At 57.6% G+C, this 22196-nt stretch carries 25 protein-coding genes and 1 pseudogene; 10 read left to right on the top strand and 16 right to left on the bottom strand.

Annotated features, from left to right (window positions below; translation table 11 throughout):
- Positions 1 to 57: 57 nt before the first annotated feature.
- Positions 58 to 264: a Lar family restriction alleviation protein gene (locus QV747_RS15120; RefSeq protein WP_273430656.1), complete on the top strand. Its 207-nt coding sequence runs from the start codon at positions 58 to 60 to the stop codon at positions 262 to 264.
- 64 nt (positions 265 to 328) lie between these two features.
- Here QV747_RS15120 and QV747_RS15115 read toward each other — a convergent pair whose 3' ends face one another.
- Both QV747_RS15115 and QV747_RS15110 read right to left on the bottom strand, forming a co-directional pair.
- Entirely contained in the window at positions 329 to 865 is a 537-nt protein-coding gene (locus QV747_RS15115) for a DinB family protein (protein WP_273430658.1), read from the bottom strand.
- A 129-nt stretch (positions 866 to 994) separates the two neighbouring features.
- Complete coding sequence (locus tag QV747_RS15110; RefSeq protein ID WP_273430660.1) at positions 995 to 3043, bottom strand: hypothetical protein; 2049 nt, start codon at positions 3041 to 3043, stop codon at positions 995 to 997.
- Between the two features lie 495 nt (positions 3044 to 3538).
- On the opposite strand from QV747_RS15110, the gene QV747_RS15105 reads away from it, so the two are divergent.
- Positions 3539 to 3736: a hypothetical protein gene (locus tag QV747_RS15105; RefSeq protein ID WP_273430662.1), complete on the top strand. Its 198-nt coding sequence runs from the start codon at positions 3539 to 3541 to the stop codon at positions 3734 to 3736.
- 77 nt (positions 3737 to 3813) lie between these two features.
- On the opposite strand, the gene QV747_RS15100 is transcribed toward QV747_RS15105, so the two are convergent.
- From QV747_RS15100 to QV747_RS15065, 8 genes are all read right to left on the bottom strand, one after another.
- Positions 3814 to 4779: an NAD(P)H-quinone oxidoreductase gene (locus tag QV747_RS15100; protein WP_273430664.1), complete on the bottom strand. Its 966-nt coding sequence runs from the start codon at positions 4777 to 4779 to the stop codon at positions 3814 to 3816.
- A gap of 10 nt (positions 4780 to 4789) precedes the next feature.
- Positions 4790 to 6004 carry a putative hydroxymethylpyrimidine transporter CytX gene (gene cytX / locus QV747_RS15095; protein ID WP_273430666.1) on the bottom strand — a complete coding sequence of 405 codons (1215 nt, stop codon included), beginning with the start codon at positions 6002 to 6004 and terminating at the stop codon, positions 4790 to 4792.
- Between the two features lie 197 nt (positions 6005 to 6201).
- The gene (locus QV747_RS15090; RefSeq protein WP_028448582.1) at positions 6202 to 6672 is read right to left on the bottom strand and encodes a GNAT family N-acetyltransferase; all 471 of its coding nucleotides are present in this window, start codon (positions 6670 to 6672) and stop codon (positions 6202 to 6204) included.
- Between the two features lie 125 nt (positions 6673 to 6797).
- Positions 6798 to 7235, bottom strand: coding sequence for a GNAT family N-acetyltransferase (locus QV747_RS15085; protein WP_273430669.1), 438 nt, complete (start codon positions 7233 to 7235; stop codon positions 6798 to 6800).
- Positions 7236 to 7361: 126 nt separating this feature from the next.
- The gene (mauJ, locus tag QV747_RS15080) at positions 7362 to 8189 is read right to left on the bottom strand and encodes a methylamine utilization protein MauJ (protein WP_273430671.1); all 828 of its coding nucleotides are present in this window, start codon (positions 8187 to 8189) and stop codon (positions 7362 to 7364) included.
- A 90-nt stretch (positions 8190 to 8279) separates the two neighbouring features.
- The gene (locus QV747_RS15075) at positions 8280 to 8585 is read right to left on the bottom strand and encodes a DUF1330 domain-containing protein (RefSeq protein ID WP_273430673.1); all 306 of its coding nucleotides are present in this window, start codon (positions 8583 to 8585) and stop codon (positions 8280 to 8282) included.
- Positions 8586 to 8649: 64 nt separating this feature from the next.
- A complete protein-coding gene (gene zapE / locus QV747_RS15070) occupies positions 8650 to 9801 on the bottom strand; it encodes a cell division protein ZapE (protein WP_273430675.1) in 1152 nt (383 codons plus the stop codon).
- Positions 9802 to 10138: 337 nt separating this feature from the next.
- Positions 10139 to 10744 (bottom strand): peroxiredoxin, encoded by a 606-nt coding sequence (locus tag QV747_RS15065; protein WP_028448578.1) that lies wholly within the window; start codon positions 10742 to 10744, stop codon positions 10139 to 10141.
- 238 nt (positions 10745 to 10982) lie between these two features.
- Here QV747_RS15065 and QV747_RS15060 point away from each other — a divergent pair, with 238 nt between their 5' ends.
- Positions 10983 to 11864 (top strand): hypothetical protein, encoded by an 882-nt coding sequence (locus QV747_RS15060; protein WP_028448577.1) that lies wholly within the window; start codon positions 10983 to 10985, stop codon positions 11862 to 11864.
- A 103-nt stretch (positions 11865 to 11967) separates the two neighbouring features.
- Here the strand turns inward: QV747_RS15060 and QV747_RS15055 are convergent, their stop codons facing one another.
- Positions 11968 to 12573 carry an acetate uptake transporter gene (locus QV747_RS15055; RefSeq protein ID WP_273430678.1) on the bottom strand — a complete coding sequence of 202 codons (606 nt, stop codon included), beginning with the start codon at positions 12571 to 12573 and terminating at the stop codon, positions 11968 to 11970.
- Between the two features lie 247 nt (positions 12574 to 12820).
- Here QV747_RS15055 and QV747_RS15050 point away from each other — a divergent pair, with 247 nt between their 5' ends.
- Together QV747_RS15050 and QV747_RS15045 are read left to right on the top strand one after the other, a co-directional pair.
- Positions 12821 to 13153, top strand: a complete 333-nt coding sequence (locus tag QV747_RS15050) for a multidrug efflux SMR transporter (RefSeq protein WP_028448575.1) — start codon at positions 12821 to 12823, stop codon at positions 13151 to 13153.
- A 48-nt stretch (positions 13154 to 13201) separates the two neighbouring features.
- Complete coding sequence (locus QV747_RS15045) at positions 13202 to 13675, top strand: isoprenylcysteine carboxylmethyltransferase family protein (RefSeq protein WP_273430680.1); 474 nt, start codon at positions 13202 to 13204, stop codon at positions 13673 to 13675.
- An 87-nt stretch (positions 13676 to 13762) separates the two neighbouring features.
- Here QV747_RS15045 and QV747_RS15040 read toward each other — a convergent pair whose 3' ends face one another.
- Together QV747_RS15040 and hisN are read right to left on the bottom strand one after the other, a co-directional pair.
- Entirely contained in the window at positions 13763 to 14596 is an 834-nt protein-coding gene (locus tag QV747_RS15040) for a sulfurtransferase (RefSeq protein WP_273430682.1), read from the bottom strand.
- Between the two features lie 30 nt (positions 14597 to 14626).
- The gene (gene hisN / locus QV747_RS15035) at positions 14627 to 15403 is read right to left on the bottom strand and encodes a histidinol-phosphatase (protein WP_273430684.1); all 777 of its coding nucleotides are present in this window, start codon (positions 15401 to 15403) and stop codon (positions 14627 to 14629) included.
- 256 nt (positions 15404 to 15659) lie between these two features.
- On the opposite strand from hisN, the gene bfr (QV747_RS15030) reads away from it, so the two are divergent.
- Both bfr (QV747_RS15030) and bfr (QV747_RS15025) read left to right on the top strand, forming a co-directional pair.
- On the top strand, positions 15660 to 16133 hold the full coding sequence (bfr, locus tag QV747_RS15030) for a bacterioferritin (protein WP_028448570.1): 474 nt from the start codon (positions 15660 to 15662) through the stop codon (positions 16131 to 16133).
- 24 nt (positions 16134 to 16157) lie between these two features.
- Complete coding sequence (gene bfr / locus QV747_RS15025; RefSeq protein ID WP_028448569.1) at positions 16158 to 16628, top strand: bacterioferritin; 471 nt, start codon at positions 16158 to 16160, stop codon at positions 16626 to 16628.
- A 153-nt stretch (positions 16629 to 16781) separates the two neighbouring features.
- Here the strand turns inward: bfr (QV747_RS15025) and QV747_RS15020 are convergent, their stop codons facing one another.
- On the bottom strand, positions 16782 to 16985 hold the full coding sequence (locus tag QV747_RS15020; protein ID WP_245575228.1) for a bacterioferritin-associated ferredoxin: 204 nt from the start codon (positions 16983 to 16985) through the stop codon (positions 16782 to 16784).
- Between the two features lie 139 nt (positions 16986 to 17124).
- On the opposite strand from QV747_RS15020, the gene QV747_RS15015 reads away from it, so the two are divergent.
- Entirely contained in the window at positions 17125 to 17400 is a 276-nt protein-coding gene (locus QV747_RS15015) for a cupin domain-containing protein (RefSeq protein WP_273430688.1), read from the top strand.
- 36 nt (positions 17401 to 17436) lie between these two features.
- Here the strand turns inward: QV747_RS15015 and QV747_RS15010 are convergent, their stop codons facing one another.
- Complete coding sequence (locus tag QV747_RS15010; RefSeq protein WP_047394468.1) at positions 17437 to 18000, bottom strand: response regulator transcription factor; 564 nt, start codon at positions 17998 to 18000, stop codon at positions 17437 to 17439.
- A 31-nt stretch (positions 18001 to 18031) separates the two neighbouring features.
- On the opposite strand from QV747_RS15010, the gene QV747_RS15005 reads away from it, so the two are divergent.
- Positions 18032 to 19903, top strand: coding sequence for a 7TM diverse intracellular signaling domain-containing protein (locus QV747_RS15005; protein ID WP_273430690.1), 1872 nt, complete (start codon positions 18032 to 18034; stop codon positions 19901 to 19903).
- On the opposite strand, the gene QV747_RS15000 is transcribed toward QV747_RS15005, so the two are convergent.
- Positions 19863 to 20987, bottom strand: coding sequence for a hypothetical protein (locus QV747_RS15000; RefSeq protein WP_047394471.1), 1125 nt, complete (start codon positions 20985 to 20987; stop codon positions 19863 to 19865). The genes QV747_RS15005 and QV747_RS15000 overlap by 41 nt on opposite strands.
- Positions 20988 to 21203: 216 nt before the next feature.
- Between QV747_RS15000 and QV747_RS14995 the strand changes: the two are divergent.
- Positions 21204 to 22196 (top strand): annotated as a pseudogene (locus QV747_RS14995) (hypothetical protein); the annotation flags it as partial.

Raw genomic sequence — 22196 nt, 5'->3', positions numbered from 1 at the left:
GATGCATTTTCCTGGCCGGCGCGTTATCCTTGCCGACCTTCGACAGTGAGTCAGCCCATGAGCATGAGCCCTACCAACCCAACGCCTACCATTTCCGCCCAAGCCTGCCCCAAATGCGGCGCCCCGGCCGAGCCGCAGAAAGCGGGCTCGAATCGCTACTGGGTACAGTGCAGCAAATTTGGCAAAAACGGCAATTGCAACGCCATCAGCCAACAAGGCAGCAGCAAGAAAGAAGCCATCGCCAACTGGAATAAGCTGCGCTAAGCCTACCCGCCATATACCCAGCAGGGTATTTACCCCAATAGCTTATTCAACAAAAGCTTGCGGGCTATACCCTATGAATCACGAGCTGCTGCGACGGACCTTGCTGCAAGATATCCAGCAGCGGCAAATCGGTAATCCCCACCTCCACCCCTAGCTGCTGCAGTAAAGTGCCCACTTGCCCGCGATGATGAGTTTGGTGGTTGAACATATGCTGCACCAGCACCCAGCGTGGCACGGTCTGGGTAAATTGATAGAGCCGGCTCGTCCATGTGATCGGCTCGGCCAGCCACTCGGCGTTCAGGCCGGCGGCCCAGCTGATCAGCTGTTGATCCAGCGCCTCGCGCGCGGCGCTGAGGCTGGCAAAATCGGGATGGAGCAGCTCACCACAGGGCTGCGTCACCAGCGTTTGCTCGGTAAAGCGCCCCAGCCAGATTAAATCGCCCCACAGTAGATGATCGAGCGTGCCATGTACCGAGCGGAAAAACGCCCCGCGATCGGCCTGCCGCTGCTCTTCGCTCAGCTGTGCCGCGGCGTGATACACCTGCCGGTTTTGCCACTGATTGTAGGCCGCCATCAATTGCGGCAGATTGCCATCAAACATCGCCTTCCCCCGTTTGCGTATTAGCCTTTACCTTAGCAGCCTGCCTGGCTAGCGCCCAGCTTGATCAGTGCGGCCAATAAAAAACCGCCCCGAGGGGCGGTTTGGTTATACAGCTGCACAGCGTCAGATTTAGCGACAAACGCCCAGATCCTGCCATACCCCCCAGGTGCCGGTCTGGCTTGGGTTTTCGTTCACCGTCCACCATTTGGATTGGTAATTATGCCCGCCGAACGACACCACGGTGCCCGCCAAGCTGTATTGCGTGCTGGCCGACCAGGCGGGAGCGCAGACGGTGACGCCACTGCCCGGTGTTGCCGTCGGTGCAGGGCTTGGGCTGGCCGTTGGTTTCACGGTGGGGGTAGCGGTGGGGGCCGGGCTTGGCGTCGCGCTGGGTTTCACCGTGGGCGTCACCGTGGGCGTCGCCGTTGGGGCCGCGGTAGGCACTGGCGTAGCCGTCGGCACAGCAGTAGGAACCGAGGTCGGCGCTGGCGTCACACTCGGGGTCGCGGTGGGCTTCGCACTAGGTGTGGCCGTGGCGGCGCTGGCGACAATGCGCCAGACTTTACCGCTGCCATCCGGGCCAGACTCGGTGGCTGGATCATTACCCTGGCTATACCACATGGCAGTATAGGTCTGGCCGCCTTTGGTTACGCAGGCTCCAGCCTGATACACCGCAGTGGCTTCCCAAGCATTGCAGCTAGCGCCCGGTGCATTGGTGGCTTTTGGTGGCAAGGTCGGGATGGGCGCGCTGCTACCGGTGCCATTATTCAGCCCCAATGCTTTGAGTCGATTCCACAACCAGCCACCATCGTCGGCCACATTGTCGGTGCCGGCAATCGACGTGGTTGAGCCACCGCCCCAAATCACCGAAAACACATTTGCCGCTTTCAGCTGCGCCAAATGCCCGGTTTGCCAGCACGCGCTTTCGCTGCTCGGGCATTTCAGGAAATCTTTTACGGTGACGGCGCCATTGAGCACATAAGAGCTATTAGTCGGCATCGCCAGATTGCCGAAATAGGCCTGCAGATTGCTCGCCGCCGAATCCACATTGGCGTCACCCAGAAAATACGTCGCATCGGAGCTAGCGTGATCGCCGCGGGTATCGACATCGCCATTCACTTGCAAATGCCCGCCTGGCACTTGCCACAACATCACTGGCTGATTACCCAGCAATTGCGACACCTGCTTCACGTATTCGGTGTACACGCCATAGGTGGGCGCATTGTATAAATAACCGCCCTGCAGGCCATTGAGCGCCATTTTCGAGAAGACATCGCGCTCCCATTTATCAAAGGCGATAAAGTCGGGATTAAGCTGCGCCTCGGGATTGCCGTAGGCCTTCATGGTGTAGAGAAAATCTTTCACCGCCTTGGCGTGTGGCGCGATCATGGCCGTATTTTGGCTGGCCTGATGCAGCCAGCCGTGACCGGTTTGATCACCCGCCCATACGTTGTAATGCCAGCCATACGGGATATTCGGGCCAAACTTGCGCACCAGCCAATTGAGCGAGCGAATGTAATTGGGCAAGGTGGTATTGGCCGCCATAAATTCAGCCGGAATGTCGGCTTTATTCAGGCCCAGATAATCAAACGCCTCGGTCAAGCCGCTGGCCACCGGTACAGCGTAATCAAACGGCGTTGGGCAATAGCCGGGCTGGCAGGATTTATGCATTTCACCCAGAAAGTCAGGGTTGAGCAGCAAAGTGGCCGGCACCGGATGCTTGGCATCTTTGTAGCCTTCCAGCTGTTTCAGCAGGCTAATCAGATTAATGTAGTGATTGCGCAGATAATGCTTGCTGCTGTCATTACTGAGATCGAGCTGGATGGTGTAGTGGCTGGAGCTGCCATCCACGGTGTAAAACACAATCGTCGGCATGAAGGTCTGCCCGGCCAGATTGCTTTCCATCGCGCGGATATAATGCATCAGCCGTTCCACTTTCACATCGGTGGTCAGAATGCTCTCGCGATCGCCATCTCCGCCCTGCCCGGCATAGCTAAACAGCGCATCGACCGGGCGCTGCTGCAACAGCGGTAGCTCCGAGCCCCCGTTAATCACGCCCCCCATCGAAATTTTGCTGCTAGACCAGCCTGGTACGGCGGCGGCAATAGGGGTACTGAATTGGGCAGCCAAGAGCGCGCCCAGCACTGCGCGGCGCAGTGCGGTGTGGTTTGTTTGCATGTCTCTTCCAATTTCTTTTTAAAATAAAAGCGCGGAGCGCCCGTCTTTCTGCAGGCTTTCCGCTGCGCACCGTACCCCGATTACCGGACTAAAAAAGCCAAGCAATCAAGTACGTAGCAACGATAGTTGGAAGAGGCCGCTAGGCGGTCAAGTGAAGCGCATCACAGCAATTGAGGCGCGCGGTGAATGGTCTTAGCTGGCCAACACCCGTCTGCCCGTGGCGGCTACTGCCAGCGCACAGAGGTCACAGCATCGCCGAACTTGCAGACCAGTGCTTTTTGGTAGTTTGCGCTTACCAACTACACATGCCGGTACAGTCGGCCAGCCGGCAGCCGATCAACGGCGTCAGCCCTTCGACAGCAAAAACGTCGTTGAAAGGTAAAAATCGAGCGAAATAGCGGCTTGGCGCCAGATCAAACCATCTATCAGCTTACGGAAAAACACGAGAATAGTTTTCATATACTTTAGCGTGTCGTCAACAAACGGAGCGCCAACATGAATCCCAAAACGCTCGATTCACTGGAACTGATTGCGATCGAAGACGAAGCCCGCAAAGTGATGGAAACGGCGAAAACCGCCAGCTATCTGTATCAAACCGCCCGCCGCCTGCGCTCGGTAATGCAGCTAGAAATGATCCGCCGCGGCTTATTCGAGCGGCAAAAGCGCCAGCTTTTGGGTCGTTCTACGGCCTAAGCCGCACGCCCAAGCAAAAAAGCCATGCCGGCTGGCATGGCTTTTTTCATTGTTGCGCTCGTTTATCCAGTGCCCGCTTAGGCCACGTTCAGCACCACTTTGCCCAGATTCTGGTTTTGCGCTAGATAGGCATGCGCGGCGGGCGCATCCTGCCAGGCAAACACCCGATCAATGCTCAGCTGCAAGCGGCCATCTGCCCATTGCGGCAAGAGCTCGCGCGCCAGGGCTTGAGCCAGCTCGGCTTTGCGCGCCAAGGGCAAGCTGCGCAGGGTAGAGCCCAGCAGTTGCTGGCGTTTCACCAGCAATTGCCCCAGATTCAGCTCCGCGCTGACCCCGCCCAAGAGACCAATCACAATCAGCCGGCCATCGAGGCGCAGACAGCGCTGATTGCCGGCCAGATAGCTGCCGCCGACCGGATCCAGTATCAGATCCACCCCGCCGATGGCTTTGAGCTCCGCGGCAAAATCTTGCTCGCGATAATTGATCACGCAATCGGCGCCCAGCCCGCGGCAGAAATCCAGCTTGGCAGGCGAGCTGGCCGTCGCGGCCACCCACGCGCCTTGCGCCTTGGCCAGTTGAATCGCCGCCGCCCCCACGCCACTGGCACCGGCATGAATTAGCGCCCGTTGCCCGGGGCCGAGTTGCCCAAGCGTGACGAGATTTAACCACGCAGTTAACCACACCTCCGGCAAGCTGGCGGCCTGGATACTACTAAGGGTATCGGGCTGCAACCAAGCCAGTGATTGGTCTAGCAGGCAATACTCTGCATAAGCCCCCCCAGCCACCAAGCCAAACACCGCTTGCCCCGGCCTAAAGCCCTGCACTTGCGGCCCCAGCGCCACCACTTCACCGGCGATTTCCAAGCCGATGATGCTGGATTCGCCCGGCGGGGGCGGATATAGCCCCGCCACCTGCACCAGATCAGCCCGATTCACCCCGGCCGCGGCGACTTTCACCAGCAACTGCCCCGGGCCGGGCTCGGGGCGCGGCGCTAGGCCCAATTGCAATTGGCCTGCAACCGCAGTGTAGGCTTGCATCTGCATGCGCGCGCCTTTAGGCCGTTACTGCACGGGCGGCGCGTTTGCGCCCCACCACGCCACAAAGGCAAGCCACGCTGGCCACGATCAGCATCACCGGCAAGGTGTTGCCCACGGGTAGATCCCAGCTCATTGAGTAGCGATACAGACCAAACCCAGCCAGCCACAAGGCCAGATTCGGCCAGCTCACCAGCTGAGCCGAGGCATCCTGTTTCAGCACAAAATAATCCGCCACCATGATGGCAATCATCGGCGCAAACACCGAGCCAATCAAAAACAGGAAACTCTCAAAACTATTCACCGGCGCCCACAGCGCCAGCACAGTGCCCAGCACCACGGCAGCAATGCCCGCGGCACGCTCGGGTAGTTTTGGATTAATGCTGGCCGCCGAAATCCCCGCTGAGGCCGCATCCAGAAAAGTGGTGGTCACCGTTGAAAACACCACCACCAAGATCGCCGCTACGCCCAGACCGGCCTTGGCCATAATTGCTGCCACATCGCCAGTGCCGGCAAACAGCGCCGCGCCCAAGCCGATGATGAACATCCAGCTGCTGCCAATAAAATACGCCAGCGTGGCCCAGGTGGTATCACGCCCTGCGTGGCGCGCCGAGCGGGTGTAATCGCTCACCAGCGGTAACCACGATAGCGGCATGGCCACCGCTAGCTCGACTGCCATACCAAAACTCATGGTTTGCTGCGCCGCAGCCGGCAGCTGCGCCGCCTCGGCCTGAAACACCACCACACTGAGTAAAATAGTCAGAAAAAACAGCAGTACAGCGGTCACCGACTGCAGGCGCGACATGTTTTTCAAATCGAGCGCGATCCACAAGGCAATCAAGGCCCCAATCACCAGCGACCAACCGGCATTGCCCACTTGCGGCACCAGAAAATTCGCCGCTGCCGCGCCAGAAAAGACCATAATCGCCGTCCAGCCCACCAGCTGCACCACATTGGCCAGCGAAAACAGCATACTGCCGCGCTGACCAAACGAACGCTTGACGGTTTCCATCGCCGATTTACCGGTCTTGGCGCCGATATAGCCCGCCAGCCAGAACAGCACGCCGCCAATCACATGGCCGAGCAAAATGGCTTTCACGCCATCAGCAAAACCCAGCGGCGCCAAAAAAGTACCCGTCATGATTTCGGCCAGCGACACGGCGGCCCCAAACCACAGCAAGCCCAGCGCCGGGCCGGACAAGGTGGCGCTGCTAGTTGGTGTTGTATTACTCATCGCATTCCCTTTTGTCTTGGCGTGGCCGGGGAGAAAACCCGGTCGCCCTGTTATCCGCGCCCCGGCAGGCAGGGCACAGTCGCCATGATACACGGGCAGCCACGCGCCTTCGCTGCCGAATGCAGTGCCTTGCATCTAGATCAAATTAGAACGCGCCCAGCCAAGTGTTGCGCCAGACATAGCCGACCCAATAAGCTTCAAATCACCGGCGTATGCAGGCTTTTGCTCATAAACAGGCTAAATGGGTCGGGCTGGTACTGCGCAAACGGCCCGCAGGGCTGATAGCCTTGCTGCGCATACAGCCGATGCGCTGGGGCAAAGGCCGGCGTGGTGCCGGTTTCGAGGCTTAATCGCTGAATACCCTGTGCGCGGGCCTCAGCCTCTAGCGCCTGCAACAGCGCCCGCCCCACCCCGCGCCGCACATACCGCGCAGCAGTGCGCATGGATTTAAGCTCGGCGTGCTGGGCATCCAGCCGCTTGAATGCACCACAACCGAGCAAAGCCTCGCCTTCCCAAGCGGTCATAAAGGTAATTTCTGGCGCTTTGAGTGCGGCTAAATCCAGTGCAAACACACATTCCGCCGGCGAGTTGGCATACATACCGGCCAGATGTTCCTGCAATAAATCAGCAACTTGGGGGTGAGTAAGGTCGTCGATGATGATGCGCATTGGTCACTCCATGGCCACAGCGATGAGTAAGCTATACAGCAAGATGTGTGCCTAAGTATTGAGTGCCGAAGGTGTTGGCTAGCTCATGCTGCGAAAGGCTAAGCGCCAATGTGCCGTCGTCAAGCTCAAGGGCGTTTAATCACAAAGCCTTTTTCAATCCCGCTTTTAAAACCGACCGCCTCGTAAACCGAATGCGCCGCAGTCAGTTGCTCGCCCGAAAGCAGCATTACTTTGTAGCAATCGGCCTGCCACGCCAAGGCTAGCGCGAATTCCAACACTTGGCGGCTTAGCCCGCGGCGGCGATAGGCGCTGGCGGTGATCACATGCTCGATGATGCCAAACGGTCTAGCGCCATTGGCGATGCTGCGATTGATGCTTAAAGCGCAGGTGGCGGCCAGCACGCCATCAATCTCGGCCACGACAATCTGCGTATTTGGATCGGCAATAATCTGCGCCCAACGTTCTTGCGCGAGCTCATCGGCCAAGGCCGGATCATGCGGGCGCAGCTCTTGATACAAGCGCAGGACACCGGCTAAGTCATCATAATCTGCAAATCTAATCAAATCCTTAAACACCATTCAAAGTAAAAAAATAGGGCTAGCAATCATAAGAAGTAGGAAGTGGAACGCAAGGCGCGACTCATCATTAAAATATTCTGCTCAAGCTATAGCTGGCTGCACTTTTATGACTTAGCTAATTTGATATTTTTCAGGATTAACTCTGGTATCCACCTGAAGATTCCCTCCCGCCTGCTCGTTGATAATTACAGCACATAGAGCTCTCATTATCGGCAAAAGCTCGCTGACACTAAGCGCCGATTTATGATTTAAATGGGTAACCCCAAGAGTGTCGCGACTCCCCGTCTTAATATGAGCACACCTATCCCGTAGCTCATGCAAAACAGCAAGAGGTTTTTTTGTATATCCAAGCCTATGAAATTCGCAAATATATGGCTGCAATAAGGAATCGAGTTCTTGGTACATCCATCGGCCATTACTTCTATATCGAAGCTCGATCAGTTTATAAAAAGACAAAAATCGATATTGAAGTGGAATTCTTTCATCCTCACCATCAATATAAAGCCGAAAGTGCTCACGAAACGAGATCGTATGAATTAGTAATTCCTTGGCCTGAACAGGATCAAATACATCTTTGCCACTTTCTTCGATAACTATCTTTGTTTGTGGGTATTCACCCTCTAGCGTGAAAGAATAGAAAACAGCAGGCTCAGCAAAAGTGATATTCGGTTTATAGGTAAGGCGAAGAACAGAAAGTAAATGCTCCTGCAGTGATTGGAGCACAGGTAAATCCTCCTTGGGGAGCGCTTCGCTATTCAAATTGGGAATAGTTAGTCGACCAAAGTGCGGACGACCTTCGTCATCGCAAAAAAGATGCAGCTTTTGCGTAACCCCACCTGGCACATTAACATCAAGCTCAAATACTGGCGAACGCTCAGGTGTATCCGTAATTCCACCCCTAAATGGAGCAAACAACCAGTAATAATTACACTGATACATACAGTGACCTAATAGATGAAAATATTGTGATACCTAGTTGCCATCCACATCTGGAATGTAAGAATGCTCAAATTAAAACGGCAAATTAGTTTACCCAAGCTGCGTGCCCATATACCCCTCCACAATCACCAAATCAATTTCACACGCGCCGTCGCGCAACGCTTTAGCGTTTTGATACGGTACGGAGTGGTAGCAATCGAGGGCAGCTTGGTAGCTGGGGAATTCGACGATGGTGTTGCGTGAACGGGTATTGCCTTCCACGCATTGATATTGGCCGGCTCTAGCCAGATACCTGGCACCGTATTGCGCTAGCGCTGGCCCGTTGGCGGCGATATAGGCTTGAAAGGGTTCGAGCTGAGTGATGTCGAGGCGGACGATCCAATAACCTTTGGCCATGGCCTTGCTTCCAGATGTAGTGAAATCAAAACCATAGCATGAAGTCAGCTAAATCCGGCGAGGTTTAGGTCTCGATCACGCCCGCTTGCGCTTGCTCGACGCTTTGGTGCGCCAGCGCGAGATATTCTTTCGATTGCATTTCGGTCAGGCGGCTGGCGGTGCGGAAGAATTCGCTGGCTTGCAGACCCTCGACATACACCTGATCCACCGGCACATCAGCGCCGATGATGAGTTTAACGCGGTGGTCGTAAAACACATCCACCAGCCAGGTAAAGCGGCGGGCGAGATTGCTGTTTTCCGGCTTGAGCTTGGGCAGGCCGGTGAGAAAGACGGTGTGATATTCCTGGGCCAGCGCCAGATAATCGGCCTGACCACGGCCATCGCCGCACAGCACGGCAAAATCAAACCAGATGGCACCACCGGCGCGGCGGCGGGCTTTGAGCTTGCGGCCTTCAAGGGTGAGCTGCGGATCTTGATCGTGGCCGGTTGCCATTTTGGCAAACAGCTCGCCCAACTCGGCCTCGCCGGCGGCATCTTGCGGATACAGATAGGTGCGCGCGGCGGTAAGCGTGCGCAAGCGGAAATCTTGCCCGCCATCGACGTTCAATACATCCAGCCGCGCTTTCAGTAGCTCGATGGTGGGCAGGAAATTCGCGCGCTGCAGCCCGTTCGGATACAGCCCATCGGGCGGGTAATTCGACGTCGTTACCAGCACCACGCCGCGGTTAAATAGTTGCTCCATCAGCCGCCCCAGAATCATCGCGTCGGCAATGTCGGAGACGTGAAACTCGTCAAAACACAGTACACGTACGGCTTTGGCCCATTTATCGGCGACTTTGGTGAGCGGATCATCACTGCCTTGCTGCGCGCGCAAATCGCGGTGCACTTCCTGCATAAAGTGGTGAAAATGCAGACGTTTTTTGCGTTTATACGGCAGGCCGGCATAAAACGCATCCATCAAAAAACTTTTGCCTCGCCCTACACCGCCCCAAAAATACAGCCCGCGCGGTAAATCGGGCATCGGCAGCAGGGTTTTACCAAACAGGCGATTGCGCTTTTGCTTGAACACCACCAGCGATTGCCACAGCGCTTCCAGCCGCTCGATGGCGGCGGCTTGCGATTGGTCGGCAATAAAGCCGGGCTGGCTGGCCAGCGATTGATACCAGGTCAGCGGGCTAACGCCGGCTTGTGGTGGGGCAATCACATGTTGAGACATAGTTTTCCTGCGGCATTTTGGTTAGCCAGATTATACGGCATGCGCGGCTGCGGGCAGATTGCCGCAGGGCCAAGCAGATACAACAAAGCCCCGCTAGGCGGGGCTTGGCAGGCTGCTAACGAAGTGGAAGAACAATCTGCTTCAAGTCTCGGCAAAGCCGAGCCTATCAAATAAGGCTTTTATTCTGCAGCCTTGATGTTCTATTCCCACCCCTCCCGCCCCCTCCTTGAGGGGGGCCTCGCTTCGCGAGTGGGGTTGCTTATCAAGCTGAAAGCCCCGCTAGGCGGGGCTTGGCAGAGCGATCACTTCGCGCAGGGCGCGAAGTGATGAGCTTCAATTACAGTGCAGCGGCGTTTTCAGCTAGGTAAGAAGCTACGCCATCCGCGTCGGCTTTCATGCCTTTTTTGCCTTTGTTCCAGCCGGCTGGGCACACTTCGCCGTGCTCTTCGGTGAATTGCAGCGCGTCGATCACACGCAGCAGTTCGTCGATATCACGACCCAGTGGCAGGTTGTTCACCACTTGGTGTTGTACTACGCCGTTTTTGTCGATCAGGAAGGTGCCGCGCAGTGCCACGCCCGCATCGGCCAGCTCAACATCATAAGCTTGGCAAATTTCGTGCTTCACGTCAGCCACCAGGGTGTAACCCACTTGGCCGATACCGCCTTTCTCAACTGGGGTGTTGCGCCATGCAGCGTGGGTAAATTGGCTGTCGATCGATACGCCGATCACTTCAACATTGCGTTTTTTGAATTCTTCCAGACGGTGATCAAAAGCGATCAGCTCAGATGGGCAAACGAAAGTGAAGTCCAGTGGGTAGAAGAAGATGGCCGTGTATTTGCCGGCGGTGGCTTCTTTCAGGTTGAAGTTGTCAACGATCTGGCCATTGCCCAGAACGGCAGCGGCGGTGAAGTCAGGGGCTTGCTTAGCAACCAATACAGCCATGTTAAAACTCCTAAAAGGGTTCGGTAAAAGTCGGCAACACTGTAGATATCTGGGCGACGATCGTCAAATCAAGAGTTTTCATCTGCCCGATAGCTAATTTCTATTCAGCCCATAGCCTCTGGCACATTGGCGCGCCGGATGTTGTCAGCTTTATGCAGTTGCGGGCTACAGGCTTATCGCGATTGCCTTTTGCCTTACAACTTGCCATGATGGGTTCAGCCCATTCTAGGAGGATTTGATGATGCGCTTGTTTCAACGTTTACTCTGCGCGCTCACCCTGACCGCCGCAGCCACCAGTACCGCTTGGGCCAACGATAAAACCATCACCATCCTGACCCAGCAGGATGTCTACAACGATTACCAAAAATTCATCGGCCAGCGCGATCCGCTCACCCTCAGCAACTACGGCGGCCCAGGCTCGCGCCGCGATGTGGTCGAAATCGTCTTGGTGATGCAGGCGCTGAAAGCTGGCGGCAATGACTTACCGATTAAGCTCGTGAAAGTCGATAACAGCAGCGATTCCTACAATCGCTATATCAAAGAAATCATGACCGGCAATGTCACCATGGGGGGCAATAGCGCCTGGCAGATCGATCTTAAACCGCTTAGCGATAAGGTGTTCGTGTCTGAGCCAGTGATTCGTAATGGTGAATTTGAAGCCGGCTTTTACACCACCGCTGACAACGTGGAAGCCCGCCTCACCCGTACACTGCCCGAGCTGCAAAAGCTCACCGCGGTGGTGGCCGATAGTTGGAAGCCTGATGTGGCCACACTGGAAAGCCTGAAGTTTTCTAATCTGCTGAAAACCCAAAGCTGGGATTCCATGGTGGGCATGCTGGTGAAAAAACGCGCCGATGTGGTACTGGCGCCCTTCCAGCCCACACCTGATTTATCGATGGATGTAGGCGGCAAAAAATTAGTGCCGATCACCAATGTGAAAGTCGGCCTGCAAGGCAGCCGGCATTTCTTTGTCAGCCGGCTCGATCCCAATGGCGCACTGGTGGCAAAGCAGCTGAATATCGGTCTGGATCGCCTGCGCGATAAAGGCATCATCGAAAAAGCCTACCGCGAGTCGGGCTTCTTTAATAGCGCCACCAAAAGCTGGAACCGGCTGAACTAAACCACCGCTCGCCACAATAAAAAAGCCCGCAATTGCGGGCTTTTTTAATCTCAACACACTTTGACAGCAACGCAGCAAGATGCCGGCTGCTTGCGTGGCAGGCTTAATGCGCCTTGCCACCCATCGGCAGCAATTCGCGGCCGTAGATTTCATTCAGCACTTGCGCCATGGCCGAGTAAATCGCCGCGCTACCGCAGATAATGCCTTCGATACCGGCGATGGTTTTGATGGCGGCACTGCCGGTGAAATCACCGATCGCCAGCAAAGCAAACAACACAGTCAGTGAGCCGAAAATAAACTGGGTGATGAAATTCATCCGCAGCGTGCCCACAAACAGGAATGCGGTAAAGATACCCCAGGCGAGTAAATACCAGCCCATCGCGGTTTCACTGGCTTTGGGAGCAATACCCCACTGTGGGAATACAATCAGCGCCACCAGCGTCAGCCAGAACATGCCATATGAGGTAAACGCCGTCATGCCAAAGGTATTGTTCTTTTTCGATTCGAAAATACCGGCAATCACTTGCGCCAGGCCGCCGTAGAAAATCCCCATCGCCAGAATCATGGCGTTCAATTCGAACAAACCGGCGTTATGCAGATTAAGCAGCACCGTGGTCATGCCAAAGCCCATCAGGCCCAATGGCGCTGGATTGGCGGCGGTTTCGGTCACGGTAAGGGTGGATTGGGCAAGCGGGTGAGCGGCTGACATGACGCGTCCTATGACAAAAGCAGGTAAAAGGAGCGGCATTCTATACTGTGAAACCCTGATCGGCGCTTGGTCAGGATCAATATTTCATGACCAATGGCATTATTTACAGTGCATCACTGCATCAGATCAATTTCCCGCCAGCCTGGCGCCGCGCGCAGCGGTAATTCTTGACAATGGGCGACAGGCCGCTGGCTATTTGCCGCCCACCTCTGCACAATCGCCGGGATGATTTGATGAAGGAATAGAAATGAAACCCTGGCTGATTTTATTGCTGGCCATTGTGGCCGAAACCATCGCCACCAGCGCCCTCAAAGCCAGTGAAGGCTTTAGCAAACTGGGCCCCTCGCTGATTGTGATTGCCGGCTACGGCGTGGCGTTTTATTGTTTGTCGCTGACTTTGCGCACGATCCCGGTTGGCATTGCCTATGCGCTGTGGTCGGGGATCGGGATTGTGCTAATCACCGTCGCCAGCTGGTGGCTCTACGGGCAAAAGCTTGATCTCGCCGCCCTGCTGGGCATTGCACTGATTGTCAGTGGCGTGATCGTGATGAATGTTTTCTCTAACAGTACTGGCCACTAAGCTAGGTAGCGTATTGCCTCGCAGGCAATACTACGCAGGGGTATATAAATGCAGCAATCGCCACACCCACTCGAACTGAAAATCATGCCCATGGCTTTGCTGGCCATCACCGCCGTGCTAATGGCGGCCGTGGCGGCGGCCACCCCGACGCTGAATATCGCCTTGCCACTCAATGGCCCGGTAGGCTTATTGCTGCTGGCGCTGGGTTTGGCCCTAGTACTGGCCGGCGGGCAGGCATTTAGACAGGCCCGCACCACCTTCGATCCACGCCAACCTGCCGCCGCCAGCCAGCTGGTGCGCAGCGGCGTGTACCGCCACACCCGTAATCCGATGTATCTGGGCTTTGCGCTGATGTTAGCGGGCTTGGCCGACTGGCAAGCCAATCTGGCCGCGCTGGCGCTATTGCCAGCCTTTGTGCTGTATCTGCAGCGTTTTCAAATCATCCCCGAAGAACGGGCCATGTTGGCTAAATTTGGTGCGCCATTTGCACGCTATTGCCAAGAGGTGCGGCGCTGGATTTAGCCAATGCTGCAAGGTGATATCCAATTAAAAAGCGCACCGTGGTGCGCTTTTTAATTGGTGAGCTTGACCGTCCTCTGCACGAAGGCATTAGCACTCAACTGGCCGGGCTGGGTCGCTGCACCATTCGCTCCACGAGCCCGGGTACAGCCGTCCACCACCGAGGCCGGCATATTCAAGCGCCAACAAATTATGGCAGGCTGTTACCCCACTACCGCATTGGTGCACAAGTTGCGTGGGGCTTAGCTCACCGAGCAATACCCCCCATTCTTGCTGCAATTGCGCCGGGCTTTTGAAATAGCCGTCGCTGAGGTTATGCATGAAAAAGCGGTTGGCGGCGCCCGGGATATGCCCACCGACCGGATCGAGCGTTTCGCCAATGCCGACAAAGCGCTCGGGCGAGCGGGCGTCCACTACTTGAAACTGGGGCTGGCTCAGATTATCCAGCACCACCTCGGCGCTCACGGCCAGATCGCTACGCTGCGCCAGCGGGAACGTTTGCGGCGCAATCGCGGCAATGCTCTGCTGTACGGCACCGCCGGCGGCCAGCCACGCGGGCCAGCCCCCGTTCAGCACTTGCACGTGATCATGGCCCAGCCAGCGCAACAGCCACCACAGCCGGGCGGCAAACGGCCCGCCGCTGGCATCATAGGCAATCACGCGGGAACGCGGGCCAATCCCCAGGCCGCCGAGCTTTAACGCCAGCGTGGCCGCGGCCGGCAAAGGGTGGCGGCCATTCCAGCCGGTTTTGGGGCCGGATAGATCATCGTCCAGCGCCAGAAAATGCGCCCCGGGCAGGTGGCCGGCCAGATAGGCGGCGCGGCCTGCGTCGGGGTTGGCCAGATCATGCCGGCAATCGATGATGACCACATCCGGCTGGCCTAGCAGGGTGAGTAGCTCGCCAACTTCAATCAATACCGACATGCTGCACTCCAATTTAACAGGGGTATAGGCTTAGGCGGCCTGCATTGCCTGCAGTGCAGCCTGATACACCTCGGGGGTAGCGGCGGCGATCACGCGACCGCTGCTGCTGCGGGTGAGCGGCTGGCCTTGCCAGTCGGTCATCAGGCCGCCGGCGGCGATCACTACGGGGGCAACGGCGGCGAAATCGTGCAGTTTCAGGCCCTCTTCCACCACCAGCTCTAGGCCGCCCGTGGCCACCAGCGCATATTGATAGCCATCGCCACCATACACGGTAAAGCGCCCGCCTTGCTGCAATTGCATAAAGGCGGCGCAGCCACTGTCGCTAAAATACTGCGGGCCGGTGGTGCCCACCCGGGCACGGCTAAAATCGCGAATATCGCTCACGCTGATCGGCTGATCATTCAATGTGCACCCCTGCCCCACCACGCCCACCCAGCGCTCATTGGCGATGGGCTGGTTGATCACGCCCAGCACCGGCTGGCCACGATACAAGAGGCCAATCAAGGTTACAAACATCGGCCGGCCAGTGATAAAGGCCTTGGTACCATCAACAGGATCCAGCACCCACACCCAATCGGCATCATCGCGTTCGGCGCCAAATTCTTCGCCGATAATGCCGTCTTGCGGGCGCAGCTGATTAATCAGCGCGCGCATGGCCAGCTCGGCCTCGCGATCCGCTTGCGTCACCGGGCTGCTATCGCTTTTGTCATCAATCGCCAAGCCGCTGCGGTAATACGGGCGAATCACGGCGGCGCTGGCCTCGGCCAGTTGGTGGGCAAAAGCAATTTGTTCGGCACTGACAATCACGGGTTTACTCCTCAAAAATTCATCTACACCATTTTACGGGCTTTTTATTGCAGAATGGCGGCGAGCCAGAAAATTCACCAATTCACTGAATTAGCGAGAATTATTTGTATTTATGTTTCGATTTACATTTCTATTCAATTACTTGCATTGAAATTTTCAATTGAAATTCCCGACTAAAAGCGTACACTTTTATTCAATTGGCAGGTTGACCACCCTGTCTCACCGTCAGACTGGCCCAGCCAGCAAGGAGAACACGATGCAAGGCGATAAACAAGTCATCAAGGCGTTGAATGGCATTCTCGGTAACGAGCTGATTGCCATCAACCAAACCTTCCTGCACGCCCGGATTTACAAAAACTGGGGTTTCAAAGGCCTGAACGACAAGGTCTACCACGAGTCGATCGACGCCATGAAACGCTCGGATAAACTGATCGAGCGGATTTTGTTCCTCGAAGGGCTGCCTAATCTGCAAGATCTGGGCAAACTCTTGATCGGTGAAGACGTGCAGGAAATGCTGGGCTGTGATTTGCAGCTGTATACCGGTTTTCTGGCCAGCCTGCGCAGCGCGGTGCAAACCTGTGAAACCGCGCAGGATTATGTCAGCCGCGATCTGTTGACCGAGATTTTGGAAGAAGTCGAAGAATACGTCGACTGGCTGGAAACCCAGCAAACCCTGATCAAAGAAATGACCTTGGCCAATTATCTGCAATCGCAGGCTTTCGGCGACTAAGCCGCCCACGACAGGAGCATCATCATGCAAGGAAGCGCAAAAGTCCTCGCCGGCCTCTCTGAGCTGCTGGCCGCCGAACTCACCTCGGTCGATCAATATTTCGTCCACAGCCAGATGTATCACAACTGGGGCTATAGCAAGCTCTACGAGCGCATTGATCACGAGCGTCAGGATGAAATCGGCCATGCCACACTGCTGATCGCCCGGATATTATTCCTGGAAGGCACGCCCAATGTTGCGGCACGCACGCCGCTGCGGGTGGGCAAAGATGTGCCGGAAATGCTGGAACTGGATCTGCAAACCGAATACGAAGTGGCCGCCGCACTGAAAAAAGTGATGGCCATCTGTGAAACCGAGCAAGATTATGTGACCCGCGACATGCTGCTCACCTTGCTGGACGACACCGAGCAAGATCACGCGCACTGGCTGGAACAGCAGCTGCGCCTGATCAAAGCGCTGGGCCTGCCCAACTACCTGCAATCGCAGGCGAGCTAAGTGGCAGCGGCGCCTACCGCGTAGGCTGGGCCAGCTACGGCTGACTGCAGACCAAACAAAAGCCCGAGCATGCTCGGGCTTTTGTCATTATCGGGGTATATAACGCTAGGCAATATTTCAACCAGCCTGCCAGCACATACCCAGATGGTGTATTTAGGCAAAGGCCAGATCTTGCAGATCGGCCAGCATTTTCTCTTCGTAATGATCGACGGCCTCTTTCAGCACCTGTTTGGCGCAGCTACCGCATTTGCCACAGCAAGTGCCGGTTTGGGTAGCCCGTTGCAGCTGGATGTAGGTGCGAACGCCATCGTGCTCGACCGCCCGTTTGATGGCTTTATCACTGACATTGTTGCACACGCAAACGATCATTGAAGTGAGAACCTTGTTAATAATTGTTCTCATTATCTAAAAAAGTGCAAGGGCTGACAAGCGAAAATTTCACCCGAATCGACTAGCGGCGGCGGTACAATCGGCGCATCGAATTGGGAGTTTTGCCATGTCGCGTATTCAACTGGAACGTCAAATCAGCGCCGCCCGGCAGGCCGAGCTGGGTCTGGCCCGCTGGCCGATCTGGGAAAAAGGCATTGCTACTTTTCCCTGGACTTACGACGCCAGCGAAACCTGCTATTTACTGGAAGGCGAAGTGGTGGTCACACCACAAGGGGGCGAGCCAGTCACCATTAGCGCCGGCGACTTGGCGACTTTTCCGGCGGGGATGCGCTGCACCTGGCAAATCACCGCCCCGCTGCGCAAGCATTATCAGTTTGCTTAGTGGCATTGGCGTAACAACGCCGCCGCTGGCCGCGCCCTAATCGGCCAAGAGCTGCGCCTGCCGCGCTTGCTGCACCAGCTGCATGGCATTGCTGACCTGAAATTTCGCCAGCAGATTTTCGCGATGTTTATCCACCGTGCGCGCCGAAATCAGCAAGCGCGCGGCGATTTCCTGGCTGGATTGCCCAGCGGCAATGGCCTGCAAAATTTGAAATTCGCGCGGGGTGAGTTGCAGCGCGTTGGCCTGATTAATCCGCGCCGCCACCGCCGGGCTTACATAGTGAACACCGGCCAGCACTTGGGCCATGGCGTGCAGTAATTCGCTAGCCTCCCCATCTTTGAGCACCACGCCATCGGCGCCCGCCTGCACCAGTTGCGCCAGCACGGCGCCGGCTTGCACGCCGGTGAGCATCAAGATCTTGGTGGCCGGATAGCGCTGCTTGAGCCACGACAACACCGCCGCACTGTCTTCGCCCGGCATCTGGTAATCCATCAGCACCAGCTCGGCCGGCTGTTGCGCCAGGAGCTGCCGCAGCTCACCAGCACTCGCGGCTTCGCCAACAATGCGATAATCCGGCTGTTGCCCCAGTAATAATTTCAATCCGCTCCGGAAAAGGGCGTGGTCATCCGCAATGAGTATCCGCATCGATCTATTTCACATCGCTCGCTTGATCATGCTCAGCATTGTCATGGCTTTGCCGCTGCTTGCCAAGCCAGCCTTGGCCGCGAGCGCGGTGCCTTATCAGATGCTGGCCGAGAGCCCCGAGGGCGTACCCAGCACAGCCGCGCGCTGGCAAGCCGGCTGGGTGCGCGCCGATGCCGGCGAGCGCGAACGCTGGGTGCGACTTGAGATCGCCACCAGCCCGCAGATGCGGCTATTAACACTGGGCGTGCCCGATATTGAAGCGCTCACTTTGTATCAAGGCGAAGGCCCGGCGGCCCGCCCGCTGCTGCAATTACAGCCAGATAGCCCGTATGCCGCCCGCCCTTGGCCCAGCCGCCTGCTGGCCTTGCCCATTTCGCCCAGTACGCAGCCTCAAGTATATTTATTGAGGTATCGCGTGCATGCCGATACCCCGCTTAGCCTACAGCTAGTTACCCCTACGGAGTATGCCGAGCAACTGGCGCGCAGCAATCTATTTACCGGCTTGGTGATCGGCGCCTTGCTGGCCTTGCTGCTCTTGGCCGTGCTGCATTACCACATCGAGCAGCAACCCGCGTATTTGTACTACGCCATGACGGTGGGCTTGGCGATTGTGTTTTTGCTGCAGATTGGCGGCTTTTTATTTCCATGGCTGTGGCCCAATGCGGGGCTCTGGAATCAGGGCTTCCCGATGTGGCTACAGGCGGCGATCCATTGCAGCCATGCGGCGTTTACCATCAATCTCTTTGATCTGCGCCGCCGCGCGCCGCGGCTGTGGCAGGCCTATTTGCTGGTGATGGCCGCCGCGCTCTTGAGCGCCACCGTGTATCAGTTCACCGGTAGTCTGGCATTGTTGATGCCTACCGCACTGCTGCATCTACCCCTGCCCTTGCTGGCCGGCTGGCTGGCCTGGCGACAACGTCTACCCGCCGCAGGCTGGTATCTGGCCGGCACCACCTGCCTGCTGTTATTTGTGAATGTGCTATTTGGCCTCAGCATTATGGGCGTGCTGCATGGCCTACCTTTTTTTGTGTTTCCGCCGCTGGGCTATTTACTGGAAGCGCTGTGTTTTGCCGCCGCGCTGGGCTGGCGCATGCACAGCCTGCAGCGTAGTCACGCCCGCCAGCTGGAAGCACGACTGCTGGAAGCCGAGCAACTGGCGCAAGCCGAGGCCGATAAACTGGCGCTGCAGCAGCGCCAGCAGCAACAGCAACTTGAGCTCGCCGCCGCCGGGCATGATCTTTCGCAACCGCTAGCGGCAATCCGGCTGGCGATTCCGGCTCTGCAAGCCCAAGCCGGCACCGCCGGCATTGGCCAGCATATCGCCGAGGCGCTGCGCTACACCGAAGATCTGCTGCAAGAATTGTTACAAGATGCCCGCCAGCAGCATGCGGCTGGCCACACCGGCCAGTTGGCGCTGGATGAGGTATTGATCGCCGCCTACCAGCGCCATTTACCCACCGCGGCAGCCAAAGGCTTGCGTCTGCGCTATGTGGCTACACGGCTGCGTTACCCGGCCTCGGCGACGGTTCTAAACCGGCTGCTGGATAATTTATTGGTCAATGCGCTGCGCTACACCGAGCAAGGTGGCGTGGTGTTTGGGCTGCGCCGGCAAGCCGATCAACTTTTGCTGCAGGTGTGGGATAGCGGGCCGGGCATTCATCCCACCGACCAGGCCCGCCTGTTACAGCCCTTTACCCAAAGCGGCCGTCGCTCGGCCGAACATCAGGGCTATGGGCTGGGGCTGTATATTGTGCAAACCCTGTGCGCCCAATCGGGCTATCGGCTGCAACTGGCCTCCGGCCCGCTCGGTAGCGTGTTTAGTATTGTGCTGCCGCTGCCCCCAGCGCAAAACTGCTAACCGGGGCGCCAAAGCAGCGCGGCGTGGGTAATTCCACCTGCGCGGCGGCGAGGGCGGTGGCCACGGTTTGCATGCGGGCTTTATCCACCACAAACCAATCTACCTCGCCCAACTGCGCCTCGCCCGCCTGATGAATCGCCCGATACAGCGCCATGGCTTCGGCAAAACAGCCAAACATCACCCCGCGCGATAACATCAGCATCCGCCATGAGAATGGCCCCAGCACATACTGCAGGCGGCGGCTGTAGGCATTGCCCGCATCCTGGCGCACCACTTGGGCGCGGCAAGCAGCGTAGGCGCTGACATCCAGATTGGCGGGCTCCGCCACATCCACCACCAAAAGCCGCCGCCCCGGGCGACTCAGCTGCGCCACCCGCGCAGCATCGAGCTTGGCAGCGGCGCTGTGGGTGCAGGCAATCACCGCATCCACCGCGCCCACATCAGCAAGCTCGGTATGCGTGGCGATTGGATAGCGCTCGGCCAATTCGGCCAAGGCCGTCGCATTCGCGCCATAGCCCACCACCTCATATCCCGCCTGCAACAGCTGCCGGGTCGCCATTTCGCCCAGAATCCCATACGGCCCGATCACCAGCACCCGCGCCTCGGTACCCAGCTGGGCAGCGCTCAAGGCGCGCTGCATATCGGCCCACAGCATGGTGGCGGTGCCATTATCGCCAATGGTAAACAGCAGATTTGGAAAGCGCGCTTTTAAGGCCCGGCCATCGCGCCCGAATAAACGCTTGGTGGAAGCGGCCAGCAAAATCACTTTGGCCCCGCGCTGCTCGGCCCATTCGCAGGCCGCAATAAACAGCTGCTGCGCCCGTTTGCGCCCTTCTTTACTCAGCATTTCTTCTGCGGTGACATCAATGCCGCGAATCCGTCCGGCGATGCCGCCCAAATACAGCCGCGGGCCATTGGCATGCCCGCAGCGCGGCCGCCAGCGCCCAAAAAACCGCTGCCGCTCGGCTTCATCCCGCAGATTACTGATAAACACCACATCGACCACCGCCTGCCCGGTTAGCAAACGCCACCAACCGCGCCAATCCAGCAGCGCCACTAGCCAGCGCCATAGTTCTCCCAACATCGTTGCACTCCTTTGTCTTGATGCCGGCCATTGTGGCGAGCGGATGCGGGCAGATGAATACGCATATTTGCGTAATTGCAGCGGTTTAAGCCGCGCTCACCCCGTAATTACGCAAATTTGCGTATTCCGCCACGCCCTCCGCCCGACCGACAATCCGCCCCGATTTCGCCACCACACCATCACTAAAGGCGAAGCTCTACAGACAAGGAATTCAACATGCCACCGTTTCAATTACGCACGCTGCACCTTACTCCACTGCTCTTGGCCGGCTTACTGGCCGCCCCCGCGGCATACGCCGGTGACGAACTCGCCGGCGGCAATCAATCGCTCGCAGTCGGCAGCCTGAGTGAAGCCAGCGCTGATCAGGCCACGGCGGTGGGGGTTAGTAGCCTGGCCAATCAGGAACGCACGCTGGCCGTGGGCAATGGCGCGCAAGCCACTAACAACGGCGCCACCGCACTGGGCACCACCAGTGAGGCCAGCGGGGGAAGCAGCGTGGCGGTGGGCTCATCGGCCCGCGCGACCGGCGACTATGCCCAGGCGCTAGGAGCGGATAGCCAAGCCAGTGGTGAAGGCAGCGTGGCGCTGGGGGTAAGTAGCATAGCCAGCGGCGAAAATGCCCTCGCCCAAGGCAGCAATAGTGAAGCCAGCGGCAAATGGAGTACCGCCACTGGCGGTAGCAGCAACGCCAGCGCGGAAGCCAGCACGGCCAATGGTTTTGGCAGCCAGGCTAGCGGGTCGGCCAGTAGCGCCATCGGTAGCTTTAGTCAGGCCAGTGGCGAAGCCAGTATCGCCGCCGGCACCTCCAGTGTGGCCAGCGGCAATTTCAGCGCCGCCTTTGGGAACGACAGTCAGGCCACGGCCAACGATACTCTGGCCATGGGCGGCACCAGCCAGGCCAGCGGGCTGGGTAGCACTGCGGTGGGCAGCAAAACCCTTGCCAGCGGGCTGAAAAGCATTGCCGTTGGTAAAGACAGCGAGGCCAGCAGTAATTATGCGATTGCGATTGGCGGCACGGCTTCTGGTCGCGGCAGCTTCGCCGCCGGCAACGATGCCTACGCCAGCGGCGATGCGGCCATGGCGCTGGGCGAGTCGGCCAGCGCGGACGGTGGCAATGCCGTGGCCGTGGGTAATTTAAGCAGTGCAGATGGTGCCAGCAGTGTGGCCTTGGGAAGCGAAGCCAGCGCCGATGGCTCGATGGCGGCCGCC

It is taken from the genome of uncultured Chitinibacter sp. (genome assembly GCF_945957625.1).
Classification (GTDB): Bacteria; Pseudomonadota; Gammaproteobacteria; order Burkholderiales; family Chitinibacteraceae; genus Chitinibacter; species Chitinibacter tainanensis.
Note: the sequence above shows the minus strand (reverse complement) of the source record. Positions and strands in the feature narration are given on the sequence as shown.

What these genes read in the sequence shown, in the direction of transcription:
- QV747_RS15005 (WP_273430690.1), top strand. Translation starts at nt 18,032, where the DNA reads ATGAGTATCCGCATCGATCTATTTCACATCGCTCGCTTGATCATGCTC.
- mauJ (WP_273430671.1), bottom strand. Translation starts at nt 8,189, where the DNA reads ATGTATCAGTGTAATTATTACTGGTTGTTTGCTCCATTTAGGGGTGGA.
- QV747_RS15000 (WP_047394471.1), bottom strand. Translation starts at nt 20,987, where the DNA reads ATGTTGGGAGAACTATGGCGCTGGCTAGTGGCGCTGCTGGATTGGCGC.
- QV747_RS15120 (WP_273430656.1), top strand. Translation starts at nt 58, where the DNA reads ATGAGCATGAGCCCTACCAACCCAACGCCTACCATTTCCGCCCAAGCC.
- QV747_RS15115 (WP_273430658.1), bottom strand. Translation starts at nt 865, where the DNA reads ATGTTTGATGGCAATCTGCCGCAATTGATGGCGGCCTACAATCAGTGG.
- QV747_RS15015 (WP_273430688.1), top strand. Translation starts at nt 17,125, where the DNA reads ATGTCGCGTATTCAACTGGAACGTCAAATCAGCGCCGCCCGGCAGGCC.
- QV747_RS15050 (WP_028448575.1), top strand. Translation starts at nt 12,821, where the DNA reads ATGAAACCCTGGCTGATTTTATTGCTGGCCATTGTGGCCGAAACCATC.
- QV747_RS15065 (WP_028448578.1), bottom strand. Translation starts at nt 10,744, where the DNA reads ATGGCTGTATTGGTTGCTAAGCAAGCCCCTGACTTCACCGCCGCTGCC.
- cytX (WP_273430666.1), bottom strand. Translation starts at nt 6,004, where the DNA reads ATGAGTAATACAACACCAACTAGCAGCGCCACCTTGTCCGGCCCGGCG.
- QV747_RS15110 (WP_273430660.1), bottom strand. Translation starts at nt 3,043, where the DNA reads ATGCAAACAAACCACACCGCACTGCGCCGCGCAGTGCTGGGCGCGCTC.
- zapE (WP_273430675.1), bottom strand. Translation starts at nt 9,801, where the DNA reads ATGTCTCAACATGTGATTGCCCCACCACAAGCCGGCGTTAGCCCGCTG.
- QV747_RS15100 (WP_273430664.1), bottom strand. Translation starts at nt 4,779, where the DNA reads ATGCAGATGCAAGCCTACACTGCGGTTGCAGGCCAATTGCAATTGGGC.
- QV747_RS15075 (WP_273430673.1), bottom strand. Translation starts at nt 8,585, where the DNA reads ATGGCCAAAGGTTATTGGATCGTCCGCCTCGACATCACTCAGCTCGAA.
- bfr (WP_028448570.1), top strand. Translation starts at nt 15,660, where the DNA reads ATGCAAGGCGATAAACAAGTCATCAAGGCGTTGAATGGCATTCTCGGT.
- QV747_RS15055 (WP_273430678.1), bottom strand. Translation starts at nt 12,573, where the DNA reads ATGTCAGCCGCTCACCCGCTTGCCCAATCCACCCTTACCGTGACCGAA.
- QV747_RS15090 (WP_028448582.1), bottom strand. Translation starts at nt 6,672, where the DNA reads ATGCGCATCATCATCGACGACCTTACTCACCCCCAAGTTGCTGATTTA.
- bfr (WP_028448569.1), top strand. Translation starts at nt 16,158, where the DNA reads ATGCAAGGAAGCGCAAAAGTCCTCGCCGGCCTCTCTGAGCTGCTGGCC.
- QV747_RS15045 (WP_273430680.1), top strand. Translation starts at nt 13,202, where the DNA reads ATGCAGCAATCGCCACACCCACTCGAACTGAAAATCATGCCCATGGCT.
- QV747_RS15105 (WP_273430662.1), top strand. Translation starts at nt 3,539, where the DNA reads ATGAATCCCAAAACGCTCGATTCACTGGAACTGATTGCGATCGAAGAC.
- QV747_RS15040 (WP_273430682.1), bottom strand. Translation starts at nt 14,596, where the DNA reads ATGTCGGTATTGATTGAAGTTGGCGAGCTACTCACCCTGCTAGGCCAG.
- QV747_RS15060 (WP_028448577.1), top strand. Translation starts at nt 10,983, where the DNA reads ATGATGCGCTTGTTTCAACGTTTACTCTGCGCGCTCACCCTGACCGCC.